Genomic DNA, 23,089 nt, shown 5'->3' with positions numbered 1-23,089 from the left:
TTTCACCTCGTTCGTATTTCATTTACGATTCCATCTTTAATAATAATTGTTGGCTCTTCCCAAACATCACCAACCTTAATCTCAATAAGGGCCTGTACCTCTTTTTCCTTTAGTTCACTGCCTAATGGTAGCATATGTAATTGTTCTAGTTGAAAGTCAAGGAGCTTTTCTTTTTCCTGTCTTAGTTGCATTTCTTTGTCAAACTGTTTTTTTAGCGCATTAGGTGAAAGATTCTTGGTTTTTTCAAGCCGCTTCATTTCAAACTGCAGCTGGTCCCGCTCCTTCTGAAGCTGCAGCTTTTGCGCTTGAAATTTTTCAAAAAGATGCTGTTTGCTTGTTTCTGTTACTATTTGTTTCACCACAACAGTTTGGATAATTTGCATAAGATTGCCCCCTTTTTTTCTAATAGCAAAAAAGGGAGGATGTTAATCCCTCCCTTAGCTTGGAAAAAGCTATTCTCCAATTTCTAGAAAAATCTTCTTCTGTTGTGATGATCCTGCTGCATAGACTACTGTTCTAATGGCCTTTGCAACTCGCCCCTGCTTGCCAATCACTTTCCCCATATCAATCTTATTGACCATGAGCTGATAAGTGATTCGTTGTTCCTCTTCGACAACATTGACCTGTACGTCTTCTGGAAAATCAACAAGGGGCTTAACAATCGTTTCGATTAATTGTTTCATCGATAAACGATTACTTACCTAATTTAGCATTATGGAATTTTTCCATGATGCCTTGGTTAGAGAAAAGGTTACGTACTGTATCAGATGGTTTTGCACCGTCTTGTAACCATTTAAGAGCTAATTCTTCGTTGATTTGAACTTGAGCTGGTTGTGCAACTGGATTGTAAGTTCCAACGATTTCAATGTAACGTCCATCACGTGGTGAACGAGAGTCTGCTACTACAATACGATAGAAAGGAGATTTTTTAGCTCCCATACGTTTTAAACGAATTTTAACTGCCATTTTAAAAAAGCACCTCCGAAATGTTTTACACAAGAAATAATATTAGCAGAAAGGCAATGTGTTGTAAAGTGTTTTTTCTTTACATACTTAGAATGGTTTAAATGGAAATTTAAAGCCACCCTTTTTCTTGCTTTTTTGCTGCATGCCTGAGAATTGTTTCATCATTTTTTTCATATCTTCAAATTGCTTTAATAAGCGATTTACCTCAGTAACAGTCCGCCCGCTGCCTTTGGCAATCCTTGTTTTACGTTTTGAATTCAAGATTTCAGGATGATTCTTTTCTTCCTTCGTCATCGATTGAATAATAGCCTCGACATGGGCAATCTGCTTTTCTTCGATTTGAATATTATTCAAGCCTTTAATTTTATTGGCTCCCGGCATCATTTTTAATAGTTCATCAAGCGGGCCGAGTTTGCGAACCTGACCGAGCTGTTCTAAAAAGTCGTCCAGCGTGAATGAGGCTGTACGCATTTTTTGCTCAAGCTCTTTTGCTTTTTCTTCATCCACATTCGCTTGGGCTTTTTCAATAAGCGTTAGCACATCACCCATGCCAAGAATTCTTGATGCCATACGTTCCGGATGAAACGGCTCCAAAGCATCCATTTTTTCCCCTAAACCGACAAATTTAATCGGTGTCTGGGTTACGGCGCGGATCGATAGGGCAGCACCGCCTCGGGTATCACCATCAAGCTTTGTTAATACTACCCCGGTTAAGCCGAGTGTCTCGTTAAAGCTTTGCGCCACATTTACTGCATCCTGACCTGTCATGGCATCCACAACAAGGAAAATTTCATCAGGCTTTGTCAGTTCTTTAATGTCCTTTAATTCGTCCATTAAGGCTTCATCAACATGCAGCCTTCCTGCCGTATCAATCAGGACATAATCATGGTGTTCTTCCTTTGCTTTAGCAATTGCCTGTTTCGCAATTTCAACAGGACTAATTTGGTCACCAAGTGAAAAAACAGGCATGTCTAATTGCTTGCCAAGCGTTTGAAGTTGTTTGATGGCAGCAGGCCGGTAAATATCGGCGGCAACCAATAACGGCTTGCGGTTATACTTCTTTCGGAGCAGGTTCGCGAGTTTTCCAGTTGTCGTCGTTTTACCTGCCCCTTGAAGACCAACCATCATGATCACGGTCGGCGGACGATTGGATGCGGCAATTTTGCTATGCTCCCCACCCATTAACTCGGTCAATTCTTCATTTACAATTTTAATAATTTGCTGGCCTGGGGATAGGCTTTTTAGTACATCCTGTCCCACTGCGCGTTCGCTGACTTTTTTAACAAAGTCTTTGACTACCTTGAAGTTTACGTCTGCTTCGAGGAGTGCTAGACGGACTTCGCGCATCATTTCTTTTACATCCGCTTCAGAGACTTTTCCTTTACCGCGGATTTTTTGTATGGTACTCTGCAGTCGGTCGGCTAATCCTTCAAACGCCATTGTTGCCGCCTCCTAATCTAATTTCTCAAGCTCGGCAAATACTTCTAATATTGCCTGCTTTGACGAGTTTTCTTCGTTAAGCATTTCTTTTACATGCCTTAACAGCTTGCTGCGCTCTTGAAATTTCTGTAATAATAGCAGCTTTTCCTCATACTCCTCAAGCATTGCCTCTGTCCGTTTAATATTATCATATACAGCCTGACGGCTGACATCATACTCTTCAGCAATTTCTCCAAGTGAGTAATCGTCTAAATAATAGAGAGACATGTAGCTTTGCTGCTTTGGAGTTAACAACGAATAGTAAAAATCGTAAAGATAGTTCATCCGTGTTGTCTTTTCAAGCATGCCAACCCCTCCGTTAAGTGAAAAGCCTTTACAATTTGTAGTTTACACAGTCCCATAATTTCTGTCAAGATAAGGTCTTTGCTACACTTTATGATTCATATATTGGTAGTTTTGCTGGTGATTTCCGCTCCAGGCGCTTCGCTTTCCGCGGGCGTGTCGGGGAGCCTCCTCGTCGCTTCGCTCCAATCAACATAAAATTGTCTAATTAAAAAAGAAAAGCAGTACAACTACTGCTTTTTACTATAATTTATTCCGATTTCTCCACTTGGTCAGCAAATAACCCGTAAACATACTGCTCGGCATTGAATTCCTGGAGATCATCCATTTTTTCGCCGAGGCCGACGAATTTGACGGGGATTTTTAATTCACTGCGGATGGCTAGGACAATTCCGCCTTTTGCTGTTCCGTCTAGCTTCGATAAAACGATTCCACTTACATCGGTTACTTCTTTAAAGGTTTTTGCCTGTATCAGTGCGTTTTGACCTGTTGTCGCATCAAGGACAAGCAGGACTTCATGCGGTGCACCCGGTATTTCCCGTTCAATGACACGCTTAACCTTTTCCAGCTCCTTCATCAAATTGACTTTGTTTTGAAGCCTTCCGGCGGTGTCGCATAAAAGAATATCGGCTTTGCGGGACTTGGCTGCTTGAATGGCATCATACATGACAGCTGCCGGGTCTGAACCTTCAGCCTGCTTAATCACTTCAACGCCGACTCTTTCGCCCCAAACCTCGAGCTGCTCGATGGCACCGGCGCGGAAGGTATCCCCCGCAGCCATGAGAACTTTCTTCCCTTCACTCTTATACTTGTGGCCCAGCTTTCCAATGGTCGTTGTTTTTCCGACTCCGTTTACGCCGACAAATAGAATAACCGTCAGTCCATCTTTTTGGATATTCACTTCGGTGGATTGTTCTCCCCCGGCTGCATTATATATTTCGACCAGCTTCTCGGAAATCACGCCTTGCACTTCTGCCGGTTCTTGTATATTTCGGCGCTTTACTTCCATTTTCAACTCATCAATCAATTCCATGACTGTGCCAAAGCCTACATCTGCTTGAATGAGGATTTCTTCTAATTCCTCGAAAAATTCTTCATCCACTTTCCGATATCTTGCAACAAGATCATTTACTTTGCCGGAAAAGCTGTCGCGGGTTTTCGTCAAACCCTCTTTAAATTTTTCTGTCACGGTATCGGCTTGTTTCGTGATTTTTTCTTTTAGTTTTTTGAAAAAACTCATATTATCACTTCCAATTTTTTAAGATTCAACAAGTGCTTCTGTTTCTTCAAGACGGACTGAAACCAGCTTGGAAACGCCCGATTCCTGCATGGTTACCCCGTAAAGGACGTCGGCTTCTTCCATCGTGCCTTTCCGATGGGTTATCACGATAAACTGTGTTTCTTTACTATAGCGTTTTAAATATTGACTAAAACGGTGAACATTCGCTTCATCGAGGGCGGCTTCGACCTCATCAAGAATACAGAATGGCACCGGGCGGACCTTTAAAATCGCGAACAGCAGTGCAATGGCCGTCAGCGCTCTTTCTCCACCGGACAATAATCCCAGGTTTTGCAGCTTCTTGCCTGGCGGCTGAGCAACAATTTCTACCCCGGTATTTAATAGGTCCTCTGGTTCTGTCAAGCGCAAGTCAGCCCTGCCTCCGCCAAATAAGGCACGAAACACCGGTTCAAAATGCTCGCGAATTCCTTCAAAGGTATGCTCAAAACGTTTTTTCATTTCCAAATCCATTTCTTCAATCACTTGAAACAGTGTATCCTTCGCCTCTTGAAGGTCGTTCTTTTGTTCATTTAAAAATTCAAAACGCTCAGAAACACGATCATATTCATCAATCGCACCTAAATTTACATTGCCAAGCTCTTCAATCGCCAATTTAATCAGTTTTACCTTTTTACGTGCCTCGTCAATCGGAACCATTAAGGGGTATTGTTCCTTTGCTCCTTCAAATGATAATAAATATTCTTCCCGAAGATGGGCAAGACGATTTTCGAGATCAACATCTATCCGGTTGATCTTTACTTCCTCATCTTTCAAGACTTCGACCATTCCTTTATGAAGGCGTTTTAATTCTTTTGCTTCAAGCTCGGCATCTTCTAAAGTCTCGGCAAGCTCCAAACGTTCTTTCCTTCTTGAGGAAATCAACTCTATCGTAGCCTCTTTGTCCCTTAGTTTTTGCAAACTTTGCGTTTCCAACTGTTCTTCCCCTGATGAACTGGTTGACATTTCTGATGAAAGCAATTGAAGGTCTTCGGTATAAATCGCCAATTTTTGCTCGCTCTCTTGTAAGTCTTCTTTTATTAAGGCCAGACGTTCCTTGGCATTTGAAAACTGTTCATTTTTCGATGCGAACGCTACTTTTAAATCATTCATTTCATTCGTAAGGGCTTCCTTCGATGATTGATCGTTCGTCTTTTGTTCCATTAATTTGTCAATCAGTTGATCTAAGGCAGCAATTTTTTCTTTAAAGGAATCCATAGAACGATCTAATTCCTGTTTTCTTGTTTCCAGGGTTTCCTTTTCCTCTGAAAATTGTCCTTTTTCCAAATCATAGATCGCTAATCGATCATTTATTGTCTTTTCTTCCAGCTCTGCCTGACGTAAATCACCCTTTAATGCCTGTTCAAGGAGCCGGTCATCCTCGCCGGTTTTTCGCATTTCTTCAAGGAGGTTCTCATTTTGATGAACCTCAGCTTTCAGTGTTTTTACGAGATTTTCTAAATCGGCGGTTTGTTCCTCCATCACCTTAAGCTTTTCTTTTAAGTCTTCCAGTTCACCTTTTCGTGTTAATAGAGAAGACGTTTTTTGTTTTGTCGCTCCGCCAGTCATCGAACCGCCTGGGTTTACGATATCACCATCAATGGTAACCAGACGGCAGCGATATTGAAGGATTTTTGCTAATTCGTTTGCCCCTTTTAAATCCTTTGTAATCACAACATTGCCCAGAAGGTTATTCATGATTTCCACAAATTTGTTATCAAATTTAACAAGGCTCACAGCACTTCCAACCAAGGAGGGATGGTTTTGGATGGACTGCAGCTGGGCATGCGACAAAGTTCTCCCTTTTACTACAGTCAGCGGCAGGAACGTTGCCCGCCCATAAGAATTTTGTTTTAAGTATTGAATGGCCGCTCGCGCATTTTGCTCTGTATCGACGATTATATGCTGAAGCGCCCCGCCAAGTGCCGTTTCCAGCGCTGTTTCATACTCTTTAGGGACGGTAACAAGCTCTGCGACTGCCCCTTCAATTCCTTGAAGCTTTTTGCCCCGTGCCTTTAAAACCTCTTTAACCCCTTGGAAAAATCCAGAAAAATCCTCTTCCATCTCTTCAAGCATTTCTTTTCTCGACTTGGCTTGCTGGAGAATTTGATAGGCTTGGTAGAGGGTTTTTTCCTGTTTTTGATAATGGGCCTTCACCGACTCTAGCTTTCGCTGCTGGTCACGAAAAGAGACAACCTGATTGGCCAGTTTTGCCTTTATTTCATCTAATGAGGCTTGAATCGTTATCTTCTTTTCGGTTGCTTTGTGCCGTTCCTCGAGATATTTCCCATTTTCCTCATCAAGTCTGACACTCTTTTTTTCTTGCTGCTCCAGCTGTTGAGTAATATATTTCAGCTCATTTTTTGCCCCTGCTTGGTCATTGAGCAATTCAATGTATTCACTTTTTAACGAATCAATTTTTTCCTCTATGTTTTCTGTGAATAATTGCAGCTTATCCTGCTTGTCCTTTAATTGAAGCTGCAAAGCTTTTGACTGTTCTCCTAATTCTTTTACTGCTGCCGCGTGGGTCTCCCGATTCTTTTGTAACTGGCTGATTTTTTCAGTTACTTCAAGAATGTTCTTTTCAAGTTGTTCCTTATTTTGCGAAGCGTTTTTCTTCCGCTCCTTTAATACTTCTTTTCTGCCCTCTATTTTTTCCAGTTCTTCACTCGCATGAAGCAATACATTTTGCAAATCGGAAATGGACTCATCAAGAGCGGTCACATGATCCCGAGTTTCTTCAATCATGGCTTCTTTCTTTTGAAGCTGTGCTGAAAGCTTAATTTCTTCCTGCTGATGGTCTTCCAGCTGCAATTTAAGCTTTTCCCACTTTTGATGCAGCTCCTCAATTTCATAAACAGTTAAAGCCACTTCAATTTTTTCGAGTTCTTCTTTTTTCTCTAAGAAGTCTTTTGCCATCGAAGCCTGTATTTTTAATGGCTCCACTTGACCTTCCAACTCATACAAAATGTCATTGACACGGTTTAAATTTTCTTGTGTCTCATTAAGCTTTGCTTCCGCTTTTTTCTTGCGGTTTTTATATTTCAATACACCCGCTGCTTCTTCAAAAATGGTTCTCCGTTCTTCCGGTTTGCTATTTAAGATTTCTTCAACCTTCCCTTGGCTGATGATCGAAAATGCTTCACGGCCAAGACCGGAATCCATGAATAAATCAATAATATCTTTAAGCCGGCACGACTGCTTATTGATAAAAAAATCACTGTCCCCAGAGCGGGATACCCGTCTGGTTACGCTAACTTCATTGTAGTCAATTGATAACCCTTGATCGAAATTATCCAATGTGAGAGTAACCTCAGCAAAATTTAGAGGTTTTCTCGAATCACTGCCGGCAAAAATAATGTCTTCCATTTTTGCCCCGCGAAGTGATTTTGCGGATTGTTCACCTAATACCCAGCGAATGGCATCGGTAATATTACTTTTACCACTTCCGTTTGGTCCAACCACTGCCGTTACTCCGGGTACAAAATCCACGCCGATGCGGTCAGCGAAAGATTTAAATCCAATAATGTCCAACCGCTTTAAAAACATTCCATATCCTCCCTGAGTGCATGTAAGCATGAATTTCTAGGTTGTTTTTGCTTTTAAAACCGCAAGCGCCATTTGGGCGGCGTGCTGTTCGGCTTCTTTTTTCGATTTTCCGGTACCTGTCCCAAGTTCTTCGCCATTTAAGGAAACTCTTGATACAAACTCCTTATTGTGGGCGGGTCCGATTTCCTGGAGCACCCGGTATTCGATGAGTCCTGTCGCATCCCTTTGAATTAATTCTTGGAGCTGGCTTTTATAATCCATCACATGAGAAAAAGCACCCGCATTGATTTTAGGAAATACGTTTTTTTCTAGAAATCCAATCACTGTTTCAAGCCCTTTGTCTAAATAAAGTGCACCGATAAAAGCTTCAAAAACATCCGCGAGCAAGGCAGGCCGCTCTCTGCCGCCCGTCATTTCCTCACCTTTGCCAAGTAAGATTAATTGACCAAAAGATAATTCATTGGCGAGTGTTACAAGTGATGGCTCACAAACGATCGCTGCGCGCAGTTTTGTTAATTCACCTTCACTCATCATCGGATACTTTTTAAATAGAAATTGAGAAACAGTGAGTTCCAAGACGGCATCCCCTAAAAATTCAAGCCTTTCATTATCTTCATAAGGCTTTCTGCGATGCTCATTCACATAGGATGAATGGGTAAAAGCTTGCTTAAGTAATTTTTCGTTTTCAAAATGAATATTATTTTTCTGCTGAAAATCTTTAAATTGATTTTCCTTTGCGCGATTATTTATTTCTTTTTCCTTACCGTTTTTGCGCATGAAAGTCTCCACCTTGCGTGTATTTTCCACAATTACCTGTTGATTTCCGCTCCACTAAGGAAAGCTTCCTAGAATAATCATCGCTGGGACAGGCTGATTTTTGCCTGTCACGAGGATGCTCGCTTCAATCAACATAGTTTTAGTTTAAAAAAACTTCGTAAAAAACGCAAAGAAACTTGACAGTCACATAGAACTGCCAAGCTTTTCCTTGCGAAAAAAGAGGATGTTCAAATGCATCCTCTTTTTGTTGTGAATCCAACGATTATTTCGTGCTATTTATGTAATTAACAGCATCACCAACAGTGCTAATTTTTTCAGCATCATCGTCAGAAATTTCCATATCGAACTCATCTTCCAATTCCATTACTAGTTCCACTACGTCAAGGGAATCAGCGCCAAGATCATCTTTAAAAGAAGCTTCAAGCTTAACTTGAGACTCGTCTACACCTAAACGGTCTACGATGATCTTCGTTACACGTTCTAAAACATCTGCCATGCTTGTTCACCTCCCCTCAAGCTATTATAGAGTATTTCATTAAAATAATAAATGTTAAATTATAAAAAACAACTACATTACCATACCGCCATCAATATGAAGCGTCTGTCCAGTCATATAAGAAGAATCATCCGAAGCAAGGAATGCCGTTACTTTCGCGATATCCTTAGGCTCCCCTAAACGGGCTAAAGGAATCTGCTTTAACATCTCTGCTTTTATCTCTTCCGTTAATTTATCAGTCATATCCGTTGTGATAAACCCGGGAGCAATCGCATTAACCGTGATATTTCGTGCGGCGAGCTCTTTTGCTGTTGTTTTTGTTAAACCGATGACTCCTGCTTTGGCAGCCACATAGTTTGCCTGGCCAGGGTTTCCGCTAACCCCTACAATCGATGCGATATTAATAATACGGCCTTCTCTTTGCTTCATCATTTGTCTTGTTACTGCCTTCGTGCAAAGGAAAACACCTTTAAGATTGATATTAATTACATCATCCCATTCATTTTCTTTCATTCTCATTAATAAATTATCCCTCGTAATCCCTGCATTATTAACGAGAATATCAAGCTTGCCGAAACGGTCAATCGTTTCTTTGACCATGGCGGTTACTTCCTCAGAGTTGGAGACATCACATTTTACTGTAAATGCGTCTCTGCCAAGCGCTTTAATTTCATCTACTACTTCATTTGCCTTTGCTTCACTGCCTGAAAAATTCACGGCCACATCTGCACCCTGCCTTGCCAATTCAAGTGCAATTTCCCGGCCGATTCCCCTTGACGCGCCTGTTACCAGGGCTGCTTTACCCGTTAAGTTCATTAATTTTCCTCCTTTAAAGCGTCCATTACAGCCTGGGCGCTTGCTTCATCTGAAACTGAGTAGGTTCTAACTGTTTTATTAATTTTTTTCACAAGCCCGGATAGTACCTTTCCAGGTCCAATTTCAATAAATGTATCAACACCAAGCTCAATCATTTTTTCAACAGAATCCTCCCATAATACTGGGGAATACAGCTGTTCAATTAATTTTTCTTTAATTTCAGGAGCATCGTTCATCGGCTCAGCAGTCACATTCGCGATCACTGGTATATTTGCATTTTGCATTTGAATACTATCTAAGACGTCCCGCAATTTTGCCGCGGCAGGCTTCATTAATTCAGAATGGAACGGTCCGCTCACCTCAAGTGGAATAACGCGTTTGGCTCCGGCTTCCTTCGCTTTGCCCCCAGCCATTTCAACTCCTTTTTTGGAGCCGGAAATAACGATTTGTCCAGGGCAGTTTAAATTGGCAAGTGAAACCGGAAAACCTGAATCATTTACTTCTTTTGTTACCTTCGCTAAGGAATCTCTGTCAAGGCCTAATACCGCCGACATCGAGCCTTCACCATTTGGAACAGCCGCTTCCATAAACTCACCGCGTTTGCGAACAGCAAAGACTCCTTCTTCAAAGGTTATAGCTCCCGATGCAACAAGTGCGGTGTATTCTCCAAGGCTATGGCCTGCAACATAATCAGCGGCAACGCCTGACTTTTTGAAAAAATCCAAGATTGCGATGGATGTTGTTAACAACGCAGGCTGTGCATTCACTGTTAACGTCAATTCCTCTTGCGGCCCTTCAAAAATAACTTTGCTTAATTGGCCATTTAACGTTTGATCTGCTTTTGAAAAATAAGCCATTACATCAGCATGCTGTTCTGCTAATTCTTTTCCCATCCCTACGGTTTGTGAACCTTGACCAGGAAATACGAACGCTATTTTACCCATGATTAAACACCTTCTTTTTTAGTTTCTTCCACTGTTTTCTTTATGAGGCCGACGACATCGTTTGCGGCCATTTCTCTCGTTTGGCGAATCGCACTAAAGATAGCTTGTGCATTGGAAGAGCCATGCGCCTTGATGACGGGTGCTTTTAAGCCAAAAAGTGCTGCTCCGCCATATTCCGAATAATCCATCGTTTTTTTCAATGTAACAAGGTTGGGTTTCAAGACAGCAGCTGCCAGTTTACTTTTTAGACTGCTCATTAGGGCAGTTTTTAACATTTTAAACATTGTCAGCGCCGTACCCTCAATCGTTTTTAACACCATATTGCCGGTAAAACCGTCCGTAACGACGACATCAGCTGCCCCTTCAAGCAGGTCGCGTGCCTCGACATTCCCGACAAAATTCAAAGGAGAGTCCTTTAAGAGTTCAAAGGAGGCCTTCGTTAATTCATTTCCCTTTTTTTCTTCTGTTCCAATATTCAATAGCCCCACTCTTGGTTTTTGGACGCCTCTTACCTTTTCACTATAAAGGGAACCCATAATCGCATATTGTAATAAATGCTCAGGCTTCGCATCTGCATTTGCCCCGACATCAAGTAGAAGAAAACCCTCTCCGCCAATCGTTGGCAGTGTAGGTGCAAGAGCCGGACGATCGATCCCTTCAATCCTGCCTACCACAAATAAACCTGCAGCCATTAATGCACCGGTGTTGCCGGCAGAAATACAGGCATTCGCATTGCCATCTGCCACCTGCTGTGCCGCAAGTACCATCGAGGCATTTTTCTTACGCCGGACCGCTCGAACAGGCTCATCTGTTCCAAGAATAATCTCTGTTGTATGAAGGATGGTAATTCGTTCTTCATTCGTTAAATGCTCTTTAATTTTGCTTTCGTCCCCTACAAGGGTAATATGTAAATCAGGAAATTCTTCTATGGCTTTCCTTGCTCCTATGACGACTTCTTTAGGGGCATGATCGCCGCCCATCGCATCGATAGCAATTTTCATTTTCGCTCATCCTTTATTGGTTTTTCGAACGGTACATCTCAAATTCACCTGTAAAAACCAACTCATTATTTACAAAACTTTTCACTTCGACCATCGTTCTGCCAAAATCACCATCAATGGTTAAAACTTTTGCCTTTGCAATCACCCGTTCATTTTGTTTGACAGAACGTTTAAATTGAATATTGGCTTTTGCAGTTAAAGCCAATTCATCATTAATGACAGCAACAGCAAGTGAATTCGCCTGGGCGAACAAATGATGACCACGGGCAATTCTGTTACGTTTGAAAACATGCTCGTCTTTCACATCTAAAATGGAAATAGCACTTTGGTCGAGATCAATATCAATAATTTCACCAATAATTTCTTCAATCGGTAAGGAACGAACTTCATCATCAAAGCGTTTTTCGGCCACATTTTTTATCCGTTCACGCAATTCGGGGATGGAAAGTTCGAGCCGGTCAAGCCGAATTGTCTGGACACTAACATGAAATTTATCAGCAAGCTCTTCATCCGTAATGAAAGGATTGTCTTTTATGGTAGCTGATAATAAATGTTGCCGCTCTTTTTTGCTTCTCTTCATGATTACCACACCGTCCGAGGTCTTATGACTAAGTACTAATAGTAGTATATAAGCAGAAAAAGCAGATTGCAAGAAATAATTGTTATGCCTGCAATCTGCTTTTCTTGATTATTATTCTTTTATCATGACTAGTTTAGTCCAGTTTTTCTCCCTCAAGGACGCCGGTTTCCTCGAGATGCCTTCTTAAGAATTCATACTCCGGAGCAGTCCAAAAGGCATCCGACTGAATCATTAAAGCTGCGTCCGCTCTTGCCGTTTCAAGTGCCCGATAATCATGAACCATATCTGCAACTTTAAATTCGGGAACACCGCTTTGTTTTTTTCCAAAAAAGTCCCCCGGGCCTCTTAGTTCCAAATCCTTTTCACTAAGAACAAAGCCATCGTTAGTTTCTGTCATAATTTTCATTCGTTCTTGTCCAACTTCCGACTTGGGGGCTGCGAGCAGGATACAATAGGACTGATCACTGCCCCTGCCGACACGTCCACGCAGCTGGTGCAGCTGGGAGAGGCCAAATCTTTCCGCATCATAAATGACCATCATCGTCGCATTGGGGACGTTTACTCCGACCTCGACAACCGTCGTCGAAACAAGAACTTGCACTTCATTGCTGCTAAAGGCCTTCATGACGGAATCCTTTTCATCTGAACTTAACCGGCCGTGCATTAATCCAACTTGAAACCGATTTTGAAAATAATGAACCAGCGTGGTATGAACATCAATGGCATTTTGCACATCAAGCTTTTCGGATTCTTCAATCAGCGGACAAATCACGTAGGCCTGATGCCCCTTTGTTAATTCTTTCTCGACAAACGCCAGGACCCGCTCAAGCATTTCCGGTTTTGCCCAATACGTTTCAATCGTTTTTCTGCCGGCGGGCATTTCATCGATCACCGATACGTCCATTTCTCCGAAAACCGTGATTGCCAATGTACGTGGAATGGGAGTTGCCGTCATAAATAAAACATCGGGATTCTCCCCTTTTTCCCGCAATACTCTCCGCTGCTCCACCCCAAAGCGATGCTGTTCATCAGTGATGACAAATCCCAATTTTTTAAATTCAACCTCATCCTGGATCAAGGCATGCGTACCAATTAATAAATCTACTTCGCCTTCCGCTAATTTCTGAAGGATTTCTCGTCTTCGTTTCCCTTTAACCGAACTGGTTAAAAGTTCTGTGTGGACGGACATAGGCTCCAATAATTCTTTTAGAGACTGCGCATGCTGCTCGGCCAATATCTCAGTTGGAACCATTAATGCCCCTTGATATCCGGCCGTAATACTGGCATATAAACCGATTGCCGCCACAACTGTTTTTCCTGAACCTACATCTCCTTGAAGAAGTCTGTTCATCCGAAGCGGCGATTTCAGATCGGCTAAAATATCATTGACCACCTTTTTTTGGGCATTTGTTAAAGGAAATGGCAGACTTTTAATGAATTCTTTTACTTTTTCTATTTTGTATTTTTGCATGATACCCGGGGATTGCTCGCGTTCAAATTTTCTTAATGCCTGCATTTTTAATTGGAATAAGAGAAATTCCTCATAAACAAATCTGCGTCTCGCATGTTTTACATCCTCTGCCGTTTGGGGAAAATGCATGATGTGCAGCGCATCGCGGCGGTTTAATAATTTGTACCTTGCTATTAGCGCGTGTGGAAGATTATCTTCTATGAAACTTCCATATTGCATAAAAGCAAGGTTAATAAATTTACGCATCCCTTTTGTCGTCATTTTTCCTCTGAGAGCATAAACAGGCTCAAAATCCTTCACTTTTGCGTAGGGTCCTGCCTGCATTTCATTCGCTGTGATCGTTTGCCGGTGGGCATCCCATTTACCGGTAACCGTTATGGTTTCATTCATCGCTATTTTATTTTTTAAATAGGGCTGATTGAAAAACACAACCTTAATTAAGTAACGGTCTACAAACAGACGTATGGTGATTTTGGATTTTTTCCTGCCATAATAGACAAGAGAAGGCTCACTGTGAACCTTCCCTTCAACCGTTATTTTTTCTTCATGCTGTACTTCGGAAAGCTCGCGGAGGCGGTAGTCTTCATATCGATAAGGGAAATATTCCAATAAATCGTGAATGGTAAAAATTTTCATCTCAGCAAACGTCTCAGCTGTTTCCTCGCCAATACCTTTAAGGACAGTAACAGACTGGTTTAGGTTTGAATTCACTTTTCTTTAAGCGGAATACCGAAGATTTTCGCCTCGAGCTCACGACCCGTCGGTGTAGCCGCCAACCCTCCCTGTGCTGTTTCTCTTAAGGCTGATGGCATTGACTGACCAATTTTATACATTGCATCAATGACTTCATCACATGGAATGCGGCTTGTTACACCGGCTAATGCCATATCAGCCGCAACCATTGCATTGGCCGCTCCCATTGCATTTCGTTTCACACATGGTACTTCGACAAGCCCTGCAACAGGATCACATACTAGTCCAAGCATATTTTTCAACGTAATGGCAAAGGCTTGGGCACATTGTTCCGGAGTTCCGCCTGCCATTTCGACGATGGCAGCTGCAGCCATCCCTGCGGCAGAACCTACTTCGGCTTGACAGCCGCCAGCAGCTCCGGATATGGAAGCATTATTAGCGACGACAAATCCAAACGCACCTGATGTAAATAAAAATGAAACCATTTGCTCTCTAGTAGGATTAAGCTTATGTTTTAATGCAAATAATGTTCCAGGAACAACACCAGCGGAACCTGCGGTAGGTGTTGCACAAATAGTCCCCATTGCAGCGTTCACTTCATTTGTTGCAACCGCTTTACTAACAGCGTCCAACACGGTTTCACCGGTTAAAAAGTTTCCCTTTTGGATATATGCTTGAAGTAATACAGCATCACCGCCGGTTAAACCGGAATGAGATTTTACACCTTTAATCCCGCGTTCAACAGCCTCTTCCATCACTCTTAAATTCCGGTCCATAAAGGCAAGTACTTCTTCTCTTGATCGGCCAGTGACTGAAACTTCTTGTTCAATCATGATGTCAGAGATTTTTTTATTTTGACTATTAGCAAGTTCTACAAGCTCTGCTACATTACGAAACATCAGAATTCCTCCTCATCGATGCTAATTAATCCACAATCTTTGTTGCTTTTAAAATATTCGGCAACTGTTCTAGTTCATCTATTAGTTTGTCCTCAATGTTTTGGTCTACTTCAATTGTCATAAGGGCAAGCTTTCCTTTTTCTTTACGGGAAACCTCCATATGACCGATATTAATTTCGTATTTTGCAAGCGTGTTGGCTACACTGGCAATTGTTCCAAAACGGTCATTATGAACCACTAATAGGGCAGGATGGTTTCCGGATAATTTCAATTCAAAGCCATTAAGCTCTGTCACTTCAATTTTTCCGCCGCCAATGGAGATTCCCACCAATTCAAGCTCTCCATTATGGTCACCGATAATCACCCTTGCCGTGTTTGGGTGGTCTGTAATGGCATCTTCTTCAATAAAGCGTATTTTTATGCCTTTTTCTTTGGCAATATCGAGAGCATTTATAATCCGTTTATCATCTGTATCAAAATCCAATAACCCGCCGACAATTGCTACATCTGTCCCATGACCTTTGTATGTTTTTGCAAATGAACCGTATAAAGAAATATTGGCCCATTTTGGTTCTCTGCCGAATAAGCTTCTTGCCACGCGGCCAATTCTCGCAGCCCCGGCAGTATGGGAACTAGATGGTCCAATCATTACCGGTCCAATTATATCAAACACGCTTCTATACTTCACATGTATCTCTCCCTTTGCAAGCGATCTTTAAAAGGTAAAATAATATTAATAAAAAAATAAGAAGGGTAACCCCTCCTTATTTTAGCTGTTCCTTATTCAATTGAAAAGATAAAAGAATATAATGGTTGCTCGCCGTTGTGAAGTTCAACTTCCAAATCTGGATAATTTTCTTGAGCATACTCAGAAAGAGCCTCTACATCAGCCTCTGCCACATCTTCTCCGTATATAATCGTTAAGATTTCCGAATCTTCAGCCAGCATCTTGGCAAGCAGATCCTGTGCCGCAATTACCTTATTTTTATTTTTTACAATAATTTTTCCTTCCGCAATCCCCATAAAATCATCTTTTTGGATATCGATTCCATCAATATGGGTATCACGAACGGCATAGGTAATTTGTCCGGTTTTCACATTCTGCAACGCTTCGGTCATTGCCGATTTATTTGATTGGGCATCACTGGCAGAATTAAAGGCTAATAAGGCAGATAGACCTTGTGGGACGGTTTTGGATGGAATCACAAACACTTCTGCTTCAGCCACTTCTGCTGCTTGTTCCGCTGCCATAATAATATTTTTATTATTTGGCAAAATAAAAACCTTTTTCGCATGCACATCATTAATTGCTCTTACGATATCCTCCGTACTGGGATTCATCGTCTGGCCGCCTTCAATCACCGCATGGGCTCCAATGCTTTTAAATAAATCCGCAATACCTGCTCCCATGGTTACAGAAACAACACCATATTCCAATTGTTCTTTTGACTTCTCCACTTTTCCGCTAACAAGAGGTGTATGGGTTTCGCCAACAATATTGGAGTGCTGCTGGCGCATATTTTCAATCTTCATATTGATTAACCCGCCATATCGCTGCCCGTAGCTTAACACATCACCGGGATGTTCCGAATGAATATGCACCTTTACTACATCTTCATCGGCAATCACAAGAAGGGAATCACCAAATTTACTCAAATCATTCCGGAATGTTTCCTCATTAAAGGGCTGCTTGGCTGTTTTTTCCTTTTCAAACTTGACCATAAATTCGGTGCAATAGCCAAACACAATATCCTCGGTATTCATATGGCTTTGCACACTTTTGTGATGTTCAGCACTTACCAGCTCATTCATTGTTGGCATGAAAGTTGGTGAATCTGGCAATTGTTCCCCTTTTAATTCCGCTAAAAATCCTTCATAAACGAAAACAAGACCTTGGCCGCCGCTGTCAACAACGCCCACTTCCTTTAAAACCGGAAGTAAATCTGGAGTTCGTTTAAGTGAAGCTTTAGCTTCCAGTAAGACCTCTTCCATAATTTCAATAATATTATCAGTTCTTTCGGCAGCCTGAACGCCCTTCTTAGCGGAATCTTTGGCAACTGTAAGGATTGTCCCTTCAACCGGTTTCATGACCGCTTTATAAGCAGTTTCTACGCCCGTTTCAAGTGCTTGAGCAAAATCCTTCCCCGTAATGGCCGATTTGGCCTCGACTGCCTTTGAGAAACCACGGAATAATTGGGACAGAATAACCCCCGAATTTCCGCGTGCTCCCATTAAAAGGCCTTTAGATAAAGCCATTCCGACCTTACCTATATGCTCTTGGACATTACTTCTAACTTCCTTGGCCCCGGAGGTCATCGATAAGTTCATATTTGTTCCAGTATCACCATCGGGCACAGGAAAAACGTTTAAGGCATCAACCATTTTTGCATTCGCTGATAGATGATTTGCTCCTTGGATCACCATCTCTGCAAAACGTTTTCCATCTAAAGATGTAATTGACACTAACTTTCCTCCTCCACTAGAGGTTCGTTACACGAACTTAAGGGTTCGTCACACGAACACCCTGAACGTAAATATTTACCGAGTCAACAGCAAGTCCAACAGTCTTGTCGAGGGTGTATTTCACCTTAGATTGAACGTTATGGGCAACCTCGGAAATTTTCGTTCCATAGCTAACAATTATATACATATCAATATGTACTTCCTCATCTTCTTGACGAACAATGATTCCACGAGTAAAATTTTCTCTTCTTAAAATTTCTGTAAAGCCGTCTTTTATTTGGTTTTTTGAGGCCATGCCGACAATTCCATAGCAATCGATAGCGGCTCCTCCGGCGATGGTAGCGATTACTTCATTTGAAATATCAATTTGTCCGTATTTCGTTTTTAATTCAATGGACATGAATCGTTCCCCCTCCTGTAAAAATGCTCCTTGACTACAGTCATTTTACTATAGTCACTGTAAATTGGAAAGTATGACTTGCCTAATTTTGGTTGTCAAGGTTTTTTTCTTGAAAGGTTTGTTTACAACTATTGCATTCAGCAAGTTTGTATGATAAATTATTAAGGTATCTTTTGAGCAGAAAATATGGCCATGCCATTTTTCTTAACCAGATGGCACCATCTGATTAAATGAAATGCTTTATAAAGCTTTTGGTAGTTAAGGAGGGAAATCATTATGCCACGTAAATGTGTTGTAACTGGAAAGAAAACTACAACTGGTAATGCACGTTCTCACGCTATGAACGCTAATAAGCGCACATGGGGTGCTAACCTACAAAAAGTACGTATTCTTGTTGACGGAAAACCAAAACGTGTTTGGGTTTCTGCAAGAGCGTTAAGATCTGGTAAAGTAGAACGCGTTTAATAATAAGAAAGAGCATCCTTTTGGGTGCTCTTTCTTTTTTATCCTTCCCACAGACACCAAAAATAAAAGCACCTGAGTAATCAGGTGCTTAAATGAACATGCCTATTCGTTTTTCTTAAAAGCCCCAATCATCGCTCGGACAAGCCCGCCCAAAAATTTCGGCAGTTTAATCGTATAAAATTTCATACTGTCCCTCCTCAAATCTACACATCTCTTTTTCATAAATCCTTACCATATTATTCAAAGGAATAAAATCAGTACCATATTAATCATGACTTCTTATCACTATTAATATGCCTTCTGAAAATGAAAAAGTACCATAATCACTAATAAGTTCGTTACTAATACATAGTGTGGACCCAAGTGAAATATGACGATTTTTCAATGGATATTTAAAGCCGTCAAGTGTAAGATTTGAGATATTTTCTGTTGCAGAGACAAAGGAAATATACTTTTTTGCCGGGATTTTTTTAATTTGATAACAGCCTGGCCCTTTTACAAATAGATGATTTTGCCTGTCAATGATGATAATTTCAGGCAGATCATTTGTCTGCAAAGCGTGAATTAATAATTGGACATTACCAAATAAATGATCAAGCCTTCCACCTGTAGCACCAAATATTTGAATGGTGTCCGGATTTTGGCTGATAGCCCATTGAAGGGCAAGCTCAAGGTCCGTCTCATCCTTTTCCGGCTTGAATCGCTTTAGTTCCTTTACCATGTTTTCAATTTCTGCTAACTCTTCATGATTAACCGAATCAAAATCACCAAAGGCAATCCTCGGCAAAATATTTTTTTTTAACAAATGATAGACACCGCGGTCGACTCCAACCCAAATGCTTCCATCAGATAAATACGGATGAAGATCAGGAAGATTCTCTAAAGGGCCGCCTGCCATGATATTGATATTCATTTTTATCCTCTTATTAATGAAATGGCCTTCGCATAATCTTCTTCATTATAGATGGCAGAACCGGCAACCAGAACCGTTGCGCCTGCTTCCATGCACAGCTTTGCTGTTTCCGGATTGACACCGCCGTCAATTTCGATTTCAACGGCAACTCCCTTTTCGTCTGCCATTTCTTTTACTTTTCGTATTTTCGGGAGGACTTCAGAAATAAATTTTTGTCCTCCAAATCCAGGGTTAACCGACATTAACAACACCATATCAACATCTCCAATGATATGCTCAATGGATGTAACCGGCGTTGCCGGGTTTAATACGACGCCAGCTTTCACGCCGAAAGATTTAATATGATGAATGGTCCGGTGGAGATGCCGGCAGGCTTCCACATGAACGGTGATATAATCAGCGCCTGCTTTGGCAAACGCTTCTATATATTGGTCAGGATTTTCAATCATCAGATGTACATCAAGCGGCAGCTTGGTAATTGGGCGTACAGCCTCAACAATCAGAGGCCCAATTGTAATATTTGGAACAAAGTGTCCATCCATCACATCGATATGGATATAGTCGGCTCCTCCTTTTTCAACTGCTAAAATCTCTTCCCCCAATTTGGAGAAATTAGCTGAAAGGATGGAAGGCGCAATTTTTACCATGATTAATACCTCGGCTTTCTCTCTTTTATTTCTTGTAAAAATTCCAAATAATGCTCATAACGGTTTGTTGGGATTTCTCCTTTTTCAACAGCAGCTTTCACAGCACATTTTGGCTCGCTCACATGCAAACAACCGCGAAATTTACATTCCTCGCTCGCTTTTCTAAGCTCAGGGAAGCAAAAAGCTAAATTCTCAGTATCAATATTTGTAAATTCTAAGGAGCTAAAGCCTGGTGTGTCAGCAACAAGACCATTGCCAATTTTAATTAACTCTACATGGCGTGTCGTATGCTTTCCTCTTCCAAGGTGGGCCGATATATCATTTGTTTTTAAATCAAGGTCCGGCCGTAATACATTTAATAAGGATGATTTTCCTACGCCAGATTGACCAGCAAAGACAGAGATTTTATTTTCAATATGCGGGTTCAATTGTTCGATACCCGCTTCTGTCTCTGATGATGTAAGGATGACCTCATAGCCGGCTGATTTGTATTGCTCAGCATATTGAATGACCGCTTGCTGCTCATCTTTATTGGTTAAATCCATTTTTGTAATACAAATAAGCGGCTGGACATGATTAAATTCAACCAAAACAAGAAATCGGTCTAATAGAGCAGGACTAAAATCAGGTTCGACAGCGGAAAAAACAAGAATGGCTTGATCGACGTTTGCAATCGGCGGTCTAATCAATTCATTTTTTCTTGGCTTTACCTCCAGAATATATCCTTCAGACTCATGGTCAGCCTGAAAAACAACCTCATCCCCAACAAGAGGGGTAATTTTATTCTTGCGAAAAACCCCTCTGCCGCGACATTGAATCAGTTCATCATTATAAAGCACATAATAAAACCCGCTTAATGCTTTGACAATTTTCCCTTCAGGCATAGCTACACTCCTTGCTTTTTTCTAACCAAATGAATTTACCCTTATCAGCACTCACTGGCAAGAATAAAACAGTCCAAACAAGGCTTTTATTCCGCAGCATCGTAGTTAATCGACTCATCGATAATGACCTTATTATCACGCATCACCTTATATTCCGCTTTTTTACCTGATTGAATAGTAAGTTCAATCCGCCGCTTTATTGTATCTGTGATCAGAAATGAATCTGTCGGTTCTAACACACTATGATTCATATCTTCAATCAAAATTTGAACCTGCTGTGGTTGGCCTGGTTCTGTTGGTTCATAAGGAATGGTTATTTCCTTGACGATCGTCTTAGGCGGTTTTTCCTCTTTCCCTTTGGATATAACCAGTTTAACCTTGTCGCCTTTTGCCATTTCCGTTCCAGGTGCAGGTGATTGCGAGATGACCATTCCAGCAGGAACCGTATCATCGTATTTTTGTTGAGAAGTATCTATTGTAAACCCCATAGATTCCGCATAATCTTGTGCGGCTTTTAAATTGTACTCGGTTAAGTCTTTTAAAGGGAATTTTTCGACTCCTTTACTAACCTGAAACTCAAGAACAGTATCTTCAGGAACAATATTTTCTCCACTAGTTGGTGTTTGACTAATAATGGTACCTGGCGGACTGTCATCATACACATCATTTCTGATAATATCTTTAAAGTTTCTACTTTCCAATAGACTTATGACATCATCAAATTGTCGTCCTGTGTAATCGGATAGTTCATATTTTTCTTTCCCCGCACTCACATAGATCGTAATTTTTGCATTTTCTTTTACTGTACTATCAGCCTCGGGATCCGTCTTAATCACTTTTCCTTCGGCGATATTTTCATCGTTTATTTCAATTTTATCGCCTGCCTGAAGTCCGGCAAGACGGAGCTTTGAAATCGCATCATCCACATTCATTCCACTGACATCTGGAATTTGAATGTCTTTTGATGCTAACAAACCTGGTAAAACAGTGATAGTAAAAATACCTAGAATTGCAAGAATAATAAAGGTTGTAATCAAAATAATAGGCCATTTTTTGCGTTTTTTCTTAATATTTTGCTCTTTTGCATTCTTTGCAGGAGTCTCTTTGCCATTACCTGCAGTTTTTTCACTGCTAAAATTCAGCGTTTCATCAAGGTTTTGATGAGGGCGTTCATTCGTAATGACCGGAATCGCCTTTGTTGCATCCTCATCAATTGGAATCACAAACTTAGGTTCATTAAGCCTCTCGGAATTTAGGGCTGTTCTTAAATCCTCTTCCATTTCATCCACACTGTTATACCGATGAAATGAATCTTTTGCTGTTGCTTTTAAAACAATATTTTCAACACTTTGCGGAATGTTAGGATTCCATCTTCTAACTGAAGGGGTTTCAGATTGAAGATGCTTTAAAGCAATCGATACTGCTGATTCTCCAGAAAATGGCAGCCTTCCTGTCAGCAACTCAAACAAGACAATACCTAAAGAATAAATATCCGATTTCCGGTTTGCCATTCCACCTCTTGCTTGTTCTGGTGATAAATAATGAACAGATCCTAAAACGGAATTCGTTTGGGTAATACTTGTTGCACTCAAAGCCATTGCAATACCAAAATCGGTGATTTTTACATTCCCTTCTCGATCAATTAAGATGTTTTGCGGTTTAATATCCCGATGGATAATATGATTTTGATGGGCATGTGTGATGGCGGAAGTCAACTGCTTCATTATGTCAAGTGCTGCTTCAACACGAAGTGGTGAGTGCCCTTGTATGTATTGTTTTAATGTCTGGCCATTTACATATTCCATGACAATATAATAGATAGAATCTTCTTCACCGACATCATAAATACTAACAATATTGGGATGGGCAAGACTTGTAGCTGATTGTGCTTCTCTGTGAAAGCGGCGAATAAATTCCTCGTCATTGGCAAAATCAAGACGGAGCATTTTAACAGCAACATCTCTGTCTAAAATCATATCATGTGCCAAATAGACATTTGCCATTCCGCCTCCGCCAATCATTTCAAGAATTTTATAGCGGTCGCTTATTCTTTTCCCAATAATCACT

Annotated in this window: 24 protein-coding genes; 1 reads left to right on the top strand and 23 read right to left on the bottom strand. The window is 41.1% G+C overall.

The window, feature by feature from the left end; genetic code table 11:
* Positions 1–2 precede the first annotated feature (2 nt).
* From ACZ5XR_RS06800 to ACZ5XR_RS06715, 18 genes are all read right to left on the bottom strand, one after another.
* Entirely contained in the window at positions 3–383 is a 381-nt protein-coding gene (locus ACZ5XR_RS06800) for a YlqD family protein (RefSeq protein WP_464500911.1), read from the bottom strand.
* Between the two features lie 69 nt (positions 384–452).
* Positions 453–683, bottom strand: coding sequence for a KH domain-containing protein (locus ACZ5XR_RS06795; protein WP_464500910.1), 231 nt, complete (start codon positions 681–683; stop codon positions 453–455).
* 10 nt (positions 684–693) lie between these two features.
* On the bottom strand, positions 694–966 hold the full coding sequence (gene rpsP / locus ACZ5XR_RS06790; RefSeq protein ID WP_464500909.1) for a 30S ribosomal protein S16: 273 nt from the start codon (positions 964–966) through the stop codon (positions 694–696).
* Positions 967–1,053: 87 nt separating this feature from the next.
* Complete coding sequence (gene ffh, locus ACZ5XR_RS06785; protein WP_464500908.1) at positions 1,054–2,406, bottom strand: signal recognition particle protein; 1,353 nt, start codon at positions 2,404–2,406, stop codon at positions 1,054–1,056.
* A gap of 12 nt (positions 2,407–2,418) precedes the next feature.
* Positions 2,419–2,751, bottom strand: coding sequence for a putative DNA-binding protein (locus ACZ5XR_RS06780; protein WP_464500907.1), 333 nt, complete (start codon positions 2,749–2,751; stop codon positions 2,419–2,421).
* 247 nt (positions 2,752–2,998) lie between these two features.
* Positions 2,999–3,988 (bottom strand): signal recognition particle-docking protein FtsY, encoded by a 990-nt coding sequence (gene ftsY, locus ACZ5XR_RS06775; RefSeq protein WP_464500906.1) that lies wholly within the window; start codon positions 3,986–3,988, stop codon positions 2,999–3,001.
* A gap of 18 nt (positions 3,989–4,006) precedes the next feature.
* Complete coding sequence (gene smc, locus ACZ5XR_RS06770; RefSeq protein ID WP_464500905.1) at positions 4,007–7,573, bottom strand: chromosome segregation protein SMC; 3,567 nt, start codon at positions 7,571–7,573, stop codon at positions 4,007–4,009.
* 36 nt (positions 7,574–7,609) lie between these two features.
* Positions 7,610–8,350, bottom strand: coding sequence for a ribonuclease III (gene rnc, locus ACZ5XR_RS06765; protein WP_464500904.1), 741 nt, complete (start codon positions 8,348–8,350; stop codon positions 7,610–7,612).
* A 262-nt stretch (positions 8,351–8,612) separates the two neighbouring features.
* On the bottom strand, positions 8,613–8,846 hold the full coding sequence (locus ACZ5XR_RS06760) for an acyl carrier protein (RefSeq protein ID WP_464500903.1): 234 nt from the start codon (positions 8,844–8,846) through the stop codon (positions 8,613–8,615).
* Between the two features lie 72 nt (positions 8,847–8,918).
* Complete coding sequence (gene fabG / locus ACZ5XR_RS06755; RefSeq protein ID WP_464500902.1) at positions 8,919–9,662, bottom strand: 3-oxoacyl-[acyl-carrier-protein] reductase; 744 nt, start codon at positions 9,660–9,662, stop codon at positions 8,919–8,921.
* Entirely contained in the window at positions 9,662–10,606 is a 945-nt protein-coding gene (fabD, locus tag ACZ5XR_RS06750) for an ACP S-malonyltransferase (RefSeq protein WP_464500901.1), read from the bottom strand. The genes fabG and fabD overlap by 1 nt, the downstream gene beginning before the upstream one ends.
* A 2-nt stretch (positions 10,607–10,608) precedes the next feature.
* A complete protein-coding gene (plsX, locus tag ACZ5XR_RS06745; RefSeq protein WP_464500900.1) occupies positions 10,609–11,607 on the bottom strand; it encodes a phosphate acyltransferase PlsX in 999 nt (332 codons plus the stop codon).
* A gap of 13 nt (positions 11,608–11,620) precedes the next feature.
* Positions 11,621–12,187 carry a transcription factor FapR gene (fapR, locus tag ACZ5XR_RS06740; RefSeq protein ID WP_464500899.1) on the bottom strand — a complete coding sequence of 189 codons (567 nt, stop codon included), beginning with the start codon at positions 12,185–12,187 and terminating at the stop codon, positions 11,621–11,623.
* 133 nt (positions 12,188–12,320) lie between these two features.
* The gene (gene recG, locus ACZ5XR_RS06735; RefSeq protein ID WP_464500898.1) at positions 12,321–14,369 is read right to left on the bottom strand and encodes an ATP-dependent DNA helicase RecG; all 2,049 of its coding nucleotides are present in this window, start codon (positions 14,367–14,369) and stop codon (positions 12,321–12,323) included.
* The gene (gene sdaAA / locus ACZ5XR_RS06730; RefSeq protein ID WP_464500897.1) at positions 14,366–15,250 is read right to left on the bottom strand and encodes an L-serine ammonia-lyase, iron-sulfur-dependent, subunit alpha; all 885 of its coding nucleotides are present in this window, start codon (positions 15,248–15,250) and stop codon (positions 14,366–14,368) included. Before sdaAA ends, recG begins: the two co-directional genes overlap by 4 nt.
* A 25-nt stretch (positions 15,251–15,275) precedes the next feature.
* Positions 15,276–15,938, bottom strand: coding sequence for an L-serine ammonia-lyase, iron-sulfur-dependent subunit beta (sdaAB, locus tag ACZ5XR_RS06725; RefSeq protein WP_464500896.1), 663 nt, complete (start codon positions 15,936–15,938; stop codon positions 15,276–15,278).
* A 92-nt stretch (positions 15,939–16,030) separates the two neighbouring features.
* Entirely contained in the window at positions 16,031–17,713 is a 1,683-nt protein-coding gene (locus ACZ5XR_RS06720) for a DAK2 domain-containing protein (RefSeq protein ID WP_464500895.1), read from the bottom strand.
* Between the two features lie 37 nt (positions 17,714–17,750).
* Positions 17,751–18,113, bottom strand: a complete 363-nt coding sequence (locus ACZ5XR_RS06715; RefSeq protein ID WP_464500894.1) for an Asp23/Gls24 family envelope stress response protein — start codon at positions 18,111–18,113, stop codon at positions 17,751–17,753.
* A 276-nt stretch (positions 18,114–18,389) separates the two neighbouring features.
* On the opposite strand from ACZ5XR_RS06715, the gene rpmB reads away from it, so the two are divergent.
* Positions 18,390–18,578, top strand: coding sequence for a 50S ribosomal protein L28 (gene rpmB, locus ACZ5XR_RS06710; protein WP_007087786.1), 189 nt, complete (start codon positions 18,390–18,392; stop codon positions 18,576–18,578).
* 102 nt (positions 18,579–18,680) lie between these two features.
* Here rpmB and spoVM read toward each other — a convergent pair whose 3' ends face one another.
* From spoVM to pknB, 5 genes are all read right to left on the bottom strand, one after another.
* Positions 18,681–18,764, bottom strand: coding sequence for a stage V sporulation protein SpoVM (gene spoVM, locus ACZ5XR_RS06705; protein ID WP_035445740.1), 84 nt, complete (start codon positions 18,762–18,764; stop codon positions 18,681–18,683).
* Between the two features lie 79 nt (positions 18,765–18,843).
* The gene (locus ACZ5XR_RS06700) at positions 18,844–19,491 is read right to left on the bottom strand and encodes a thiamine diphosphokinase (protein WP_464500893.1); all 648 of its coding nucleotides are present in this window, start codon (positions 19,489–19,491) and stop codon (positions 18,844–18,846) included.
* Positions 19,492–19,493: 2 nt separating this feature from the next.
* The gene (rpe, locus tag ACZ5XR_RS06695) at positions 19,494–20,138 is read right to left on the bottom strand and encodes a ribulose-phosphate 3-epimerase (protein WP_464500892.1); all 645 of its coding nucleotides are present in this window, start codon (positions 20,136–20,138) and stop codon (positions 19,494–19,496) included.
* Positions 20,139–20,140: 2 nt separating this feature from the next.
* A complete protein-coding gene (gene rsgA / locus ACZ5XR_RS06690; protein ID WP_464500891.1) occupies positions 20,141–21,022 on the bottom strand; it encodes a ribosome small subunit-dependent GTPase A in 882 nt (293 codons plus the stop codon).
* An 86-nt stretch (positions 21,023–21,108) separates the two neighbouring features.
* Entirely contained in the window at positions 21,109–23,088 is a 1,980-nt protein-coding gene (gene pknB, locus ACZ5XR_RS06685; RefSeq protein WP_464500890.1) for a Stk1 family PASTA domain-containing Ser/Thr kinase, read from the bottom strand.
* Position 23,089 lies beyond the last annotated feature (1 nt).

The organism is Neobacillus sp. Fa239 (assembly GCF_055395235.1).
Note: the sequence above shows the minus strand (reverse complement) of the source record. Positions and strands in the feature narration are given on the sequence as shown.

What these genes read in the sequence shown, in the direction of transcription:
- ACZ5XR_RS06800 (WP_464500911.1), bottom strand. Translation starts at nt 383, where the DNA reads ATGCAAATTATCCAAACTGTTGTGGTGAAACAAATAGTAACAGAAACA.
- ACZ5XR_RS06795 (WP_464500910.1), bottom strand. Translation starts at nt 683, where the DNA reads ATGAAACAATTAATCGAAACGATTGTTAAGCCCCTTGTTGATTTTCCA.
- rpsP (WP_464500909.1), bottom strand. Translation starts at nt 966, where the DNA reads ATGGCAGTTAAAATTCGTTTAAAACGTATGGGAGCTAAAAAATCTCCT.
- ffh (WP_464500908.1), bottom strand. Translation starts at nt 2,406, where the DNA reads ATGGCGTTTGAAGGATTAGCCGACCGACTGCAGAGTACCATACAAAAA.
- ACZ5XR_RS06780 (WP_464500907.1), bottom strand. Translation starts at nt 2,751, where the DNA reads ATGCTTGAAAAGACAACACGGATGAACTATCTTTACGATTTTTACTAT.
- ftsY (WP_464500906.1), bottom strand. Translation starts at nt 3,988, where the DNA reads ATGAGTTTTTTCAAAAAACTAAAAGAAAAAATCACGAAACAAGCCGAT.
- smc (WP_464500905.1), bottom strand. Translation starts at nt 7,573, where the DNA reads ATGTTTTTAAAGCGGTTGGACATTATTGGATTTAAATCTTTCGCTGAC.
- rnc (WP_464500904.1), bottom strand. Translation starts at nt 8,350, where the DNA reads ATGCGCAAAAACGGTAAGGAAAAAGAAATAAATAATCGCGCAAAGGAA.
- ACZ5XR_RS06760 (WP_464500903.1), bottom strand. Translation starts at nt 8,846, where the DNA reads ATGGCAGATGTTTTAGAACGTGTAACGAAGATCATCGTAGACCGTTTA.
- fabG (WP_464500902.1), bottom strand. Translation starts at nt 9,662, where the DNA reads ATGAACTTAACGGGTAAAGCAGCCCTGGTAACAGGCGCGTCAAGGGGA.
- fabD (WP_464500901.1), bottom strand. Translation starts at nt 10,606, where the DNA reads ATGGGTAAAATAGCGTTCGTATTTCCTGGTCAAGGTTCACAAACCGTA.
- plsX (WP_464500900.1), bottom strand. Translation starts at nt 11,607, where the DNA reads ATGAAAATTGCTATCGATGCGATGGGCGGCGATCATGCCCCTAAAGAA.
- fapR (WP_464500899.1), bottom strand. Translation starts at nt 12,187, where the DNA reads ATGAAGAGAAGCAAAAAAGAGCGGCAACATTTATTATCAGCTACCATA.
- sdaAA (WP_464500897.1), bottom strand. Translation starts at nt 15,250, where the DNA reads ATGTTTCGTAATGTAGCAGAGCTTGTAGAACTTGCTAATAGTCAAAAT.
- ACZ5XR_RS06715 (WP_464500894.1), bottom strand. Translation starts at nt 18,113, where the DNA reads ATGTCCATTGAATTAAAAACGAAATACGGACAAATTGATATTTCAAAT.
- rpmB (WP_007087786.1), top strand. Translation starts at nt 18,390, where the DNA reads ATGCCACGTAAATGTGTTGTAACTGGAAAGAAAACTACAACTGGTAAT.
- spoVM (WP_035445740.1), bottom strand. Translation starts at nt 18,764, where the DNA reads ATGAAATTTTATACGATTAAACTGCCGAAATTTTTGGGCGGGCTTGTC.
- ACZ5XR_RS06700 (WP_464500893.1), bottom strand. Translation starts at nt 19,491, where the DNA reads ATGAATATCAATATCATGGCAGGCGGCCCTTTAGAGAATCTTCCTGAT.
- rpe (WP_464500892.1), bottom strand. Translation starts at nt 20,138, where the DNA reads ATGGTAAAAATTGCGCCTTCCATCCTTTCAGCTAATTTCTCCAAATTG.
- rsgA (WP_464500891.1), bottom strand. Translation starts at nt 21,022, where the DNA reads ATGCCTGAAGGGAAAATTGTCAAAGCATTAAGCGGGTTTTATTATGTG.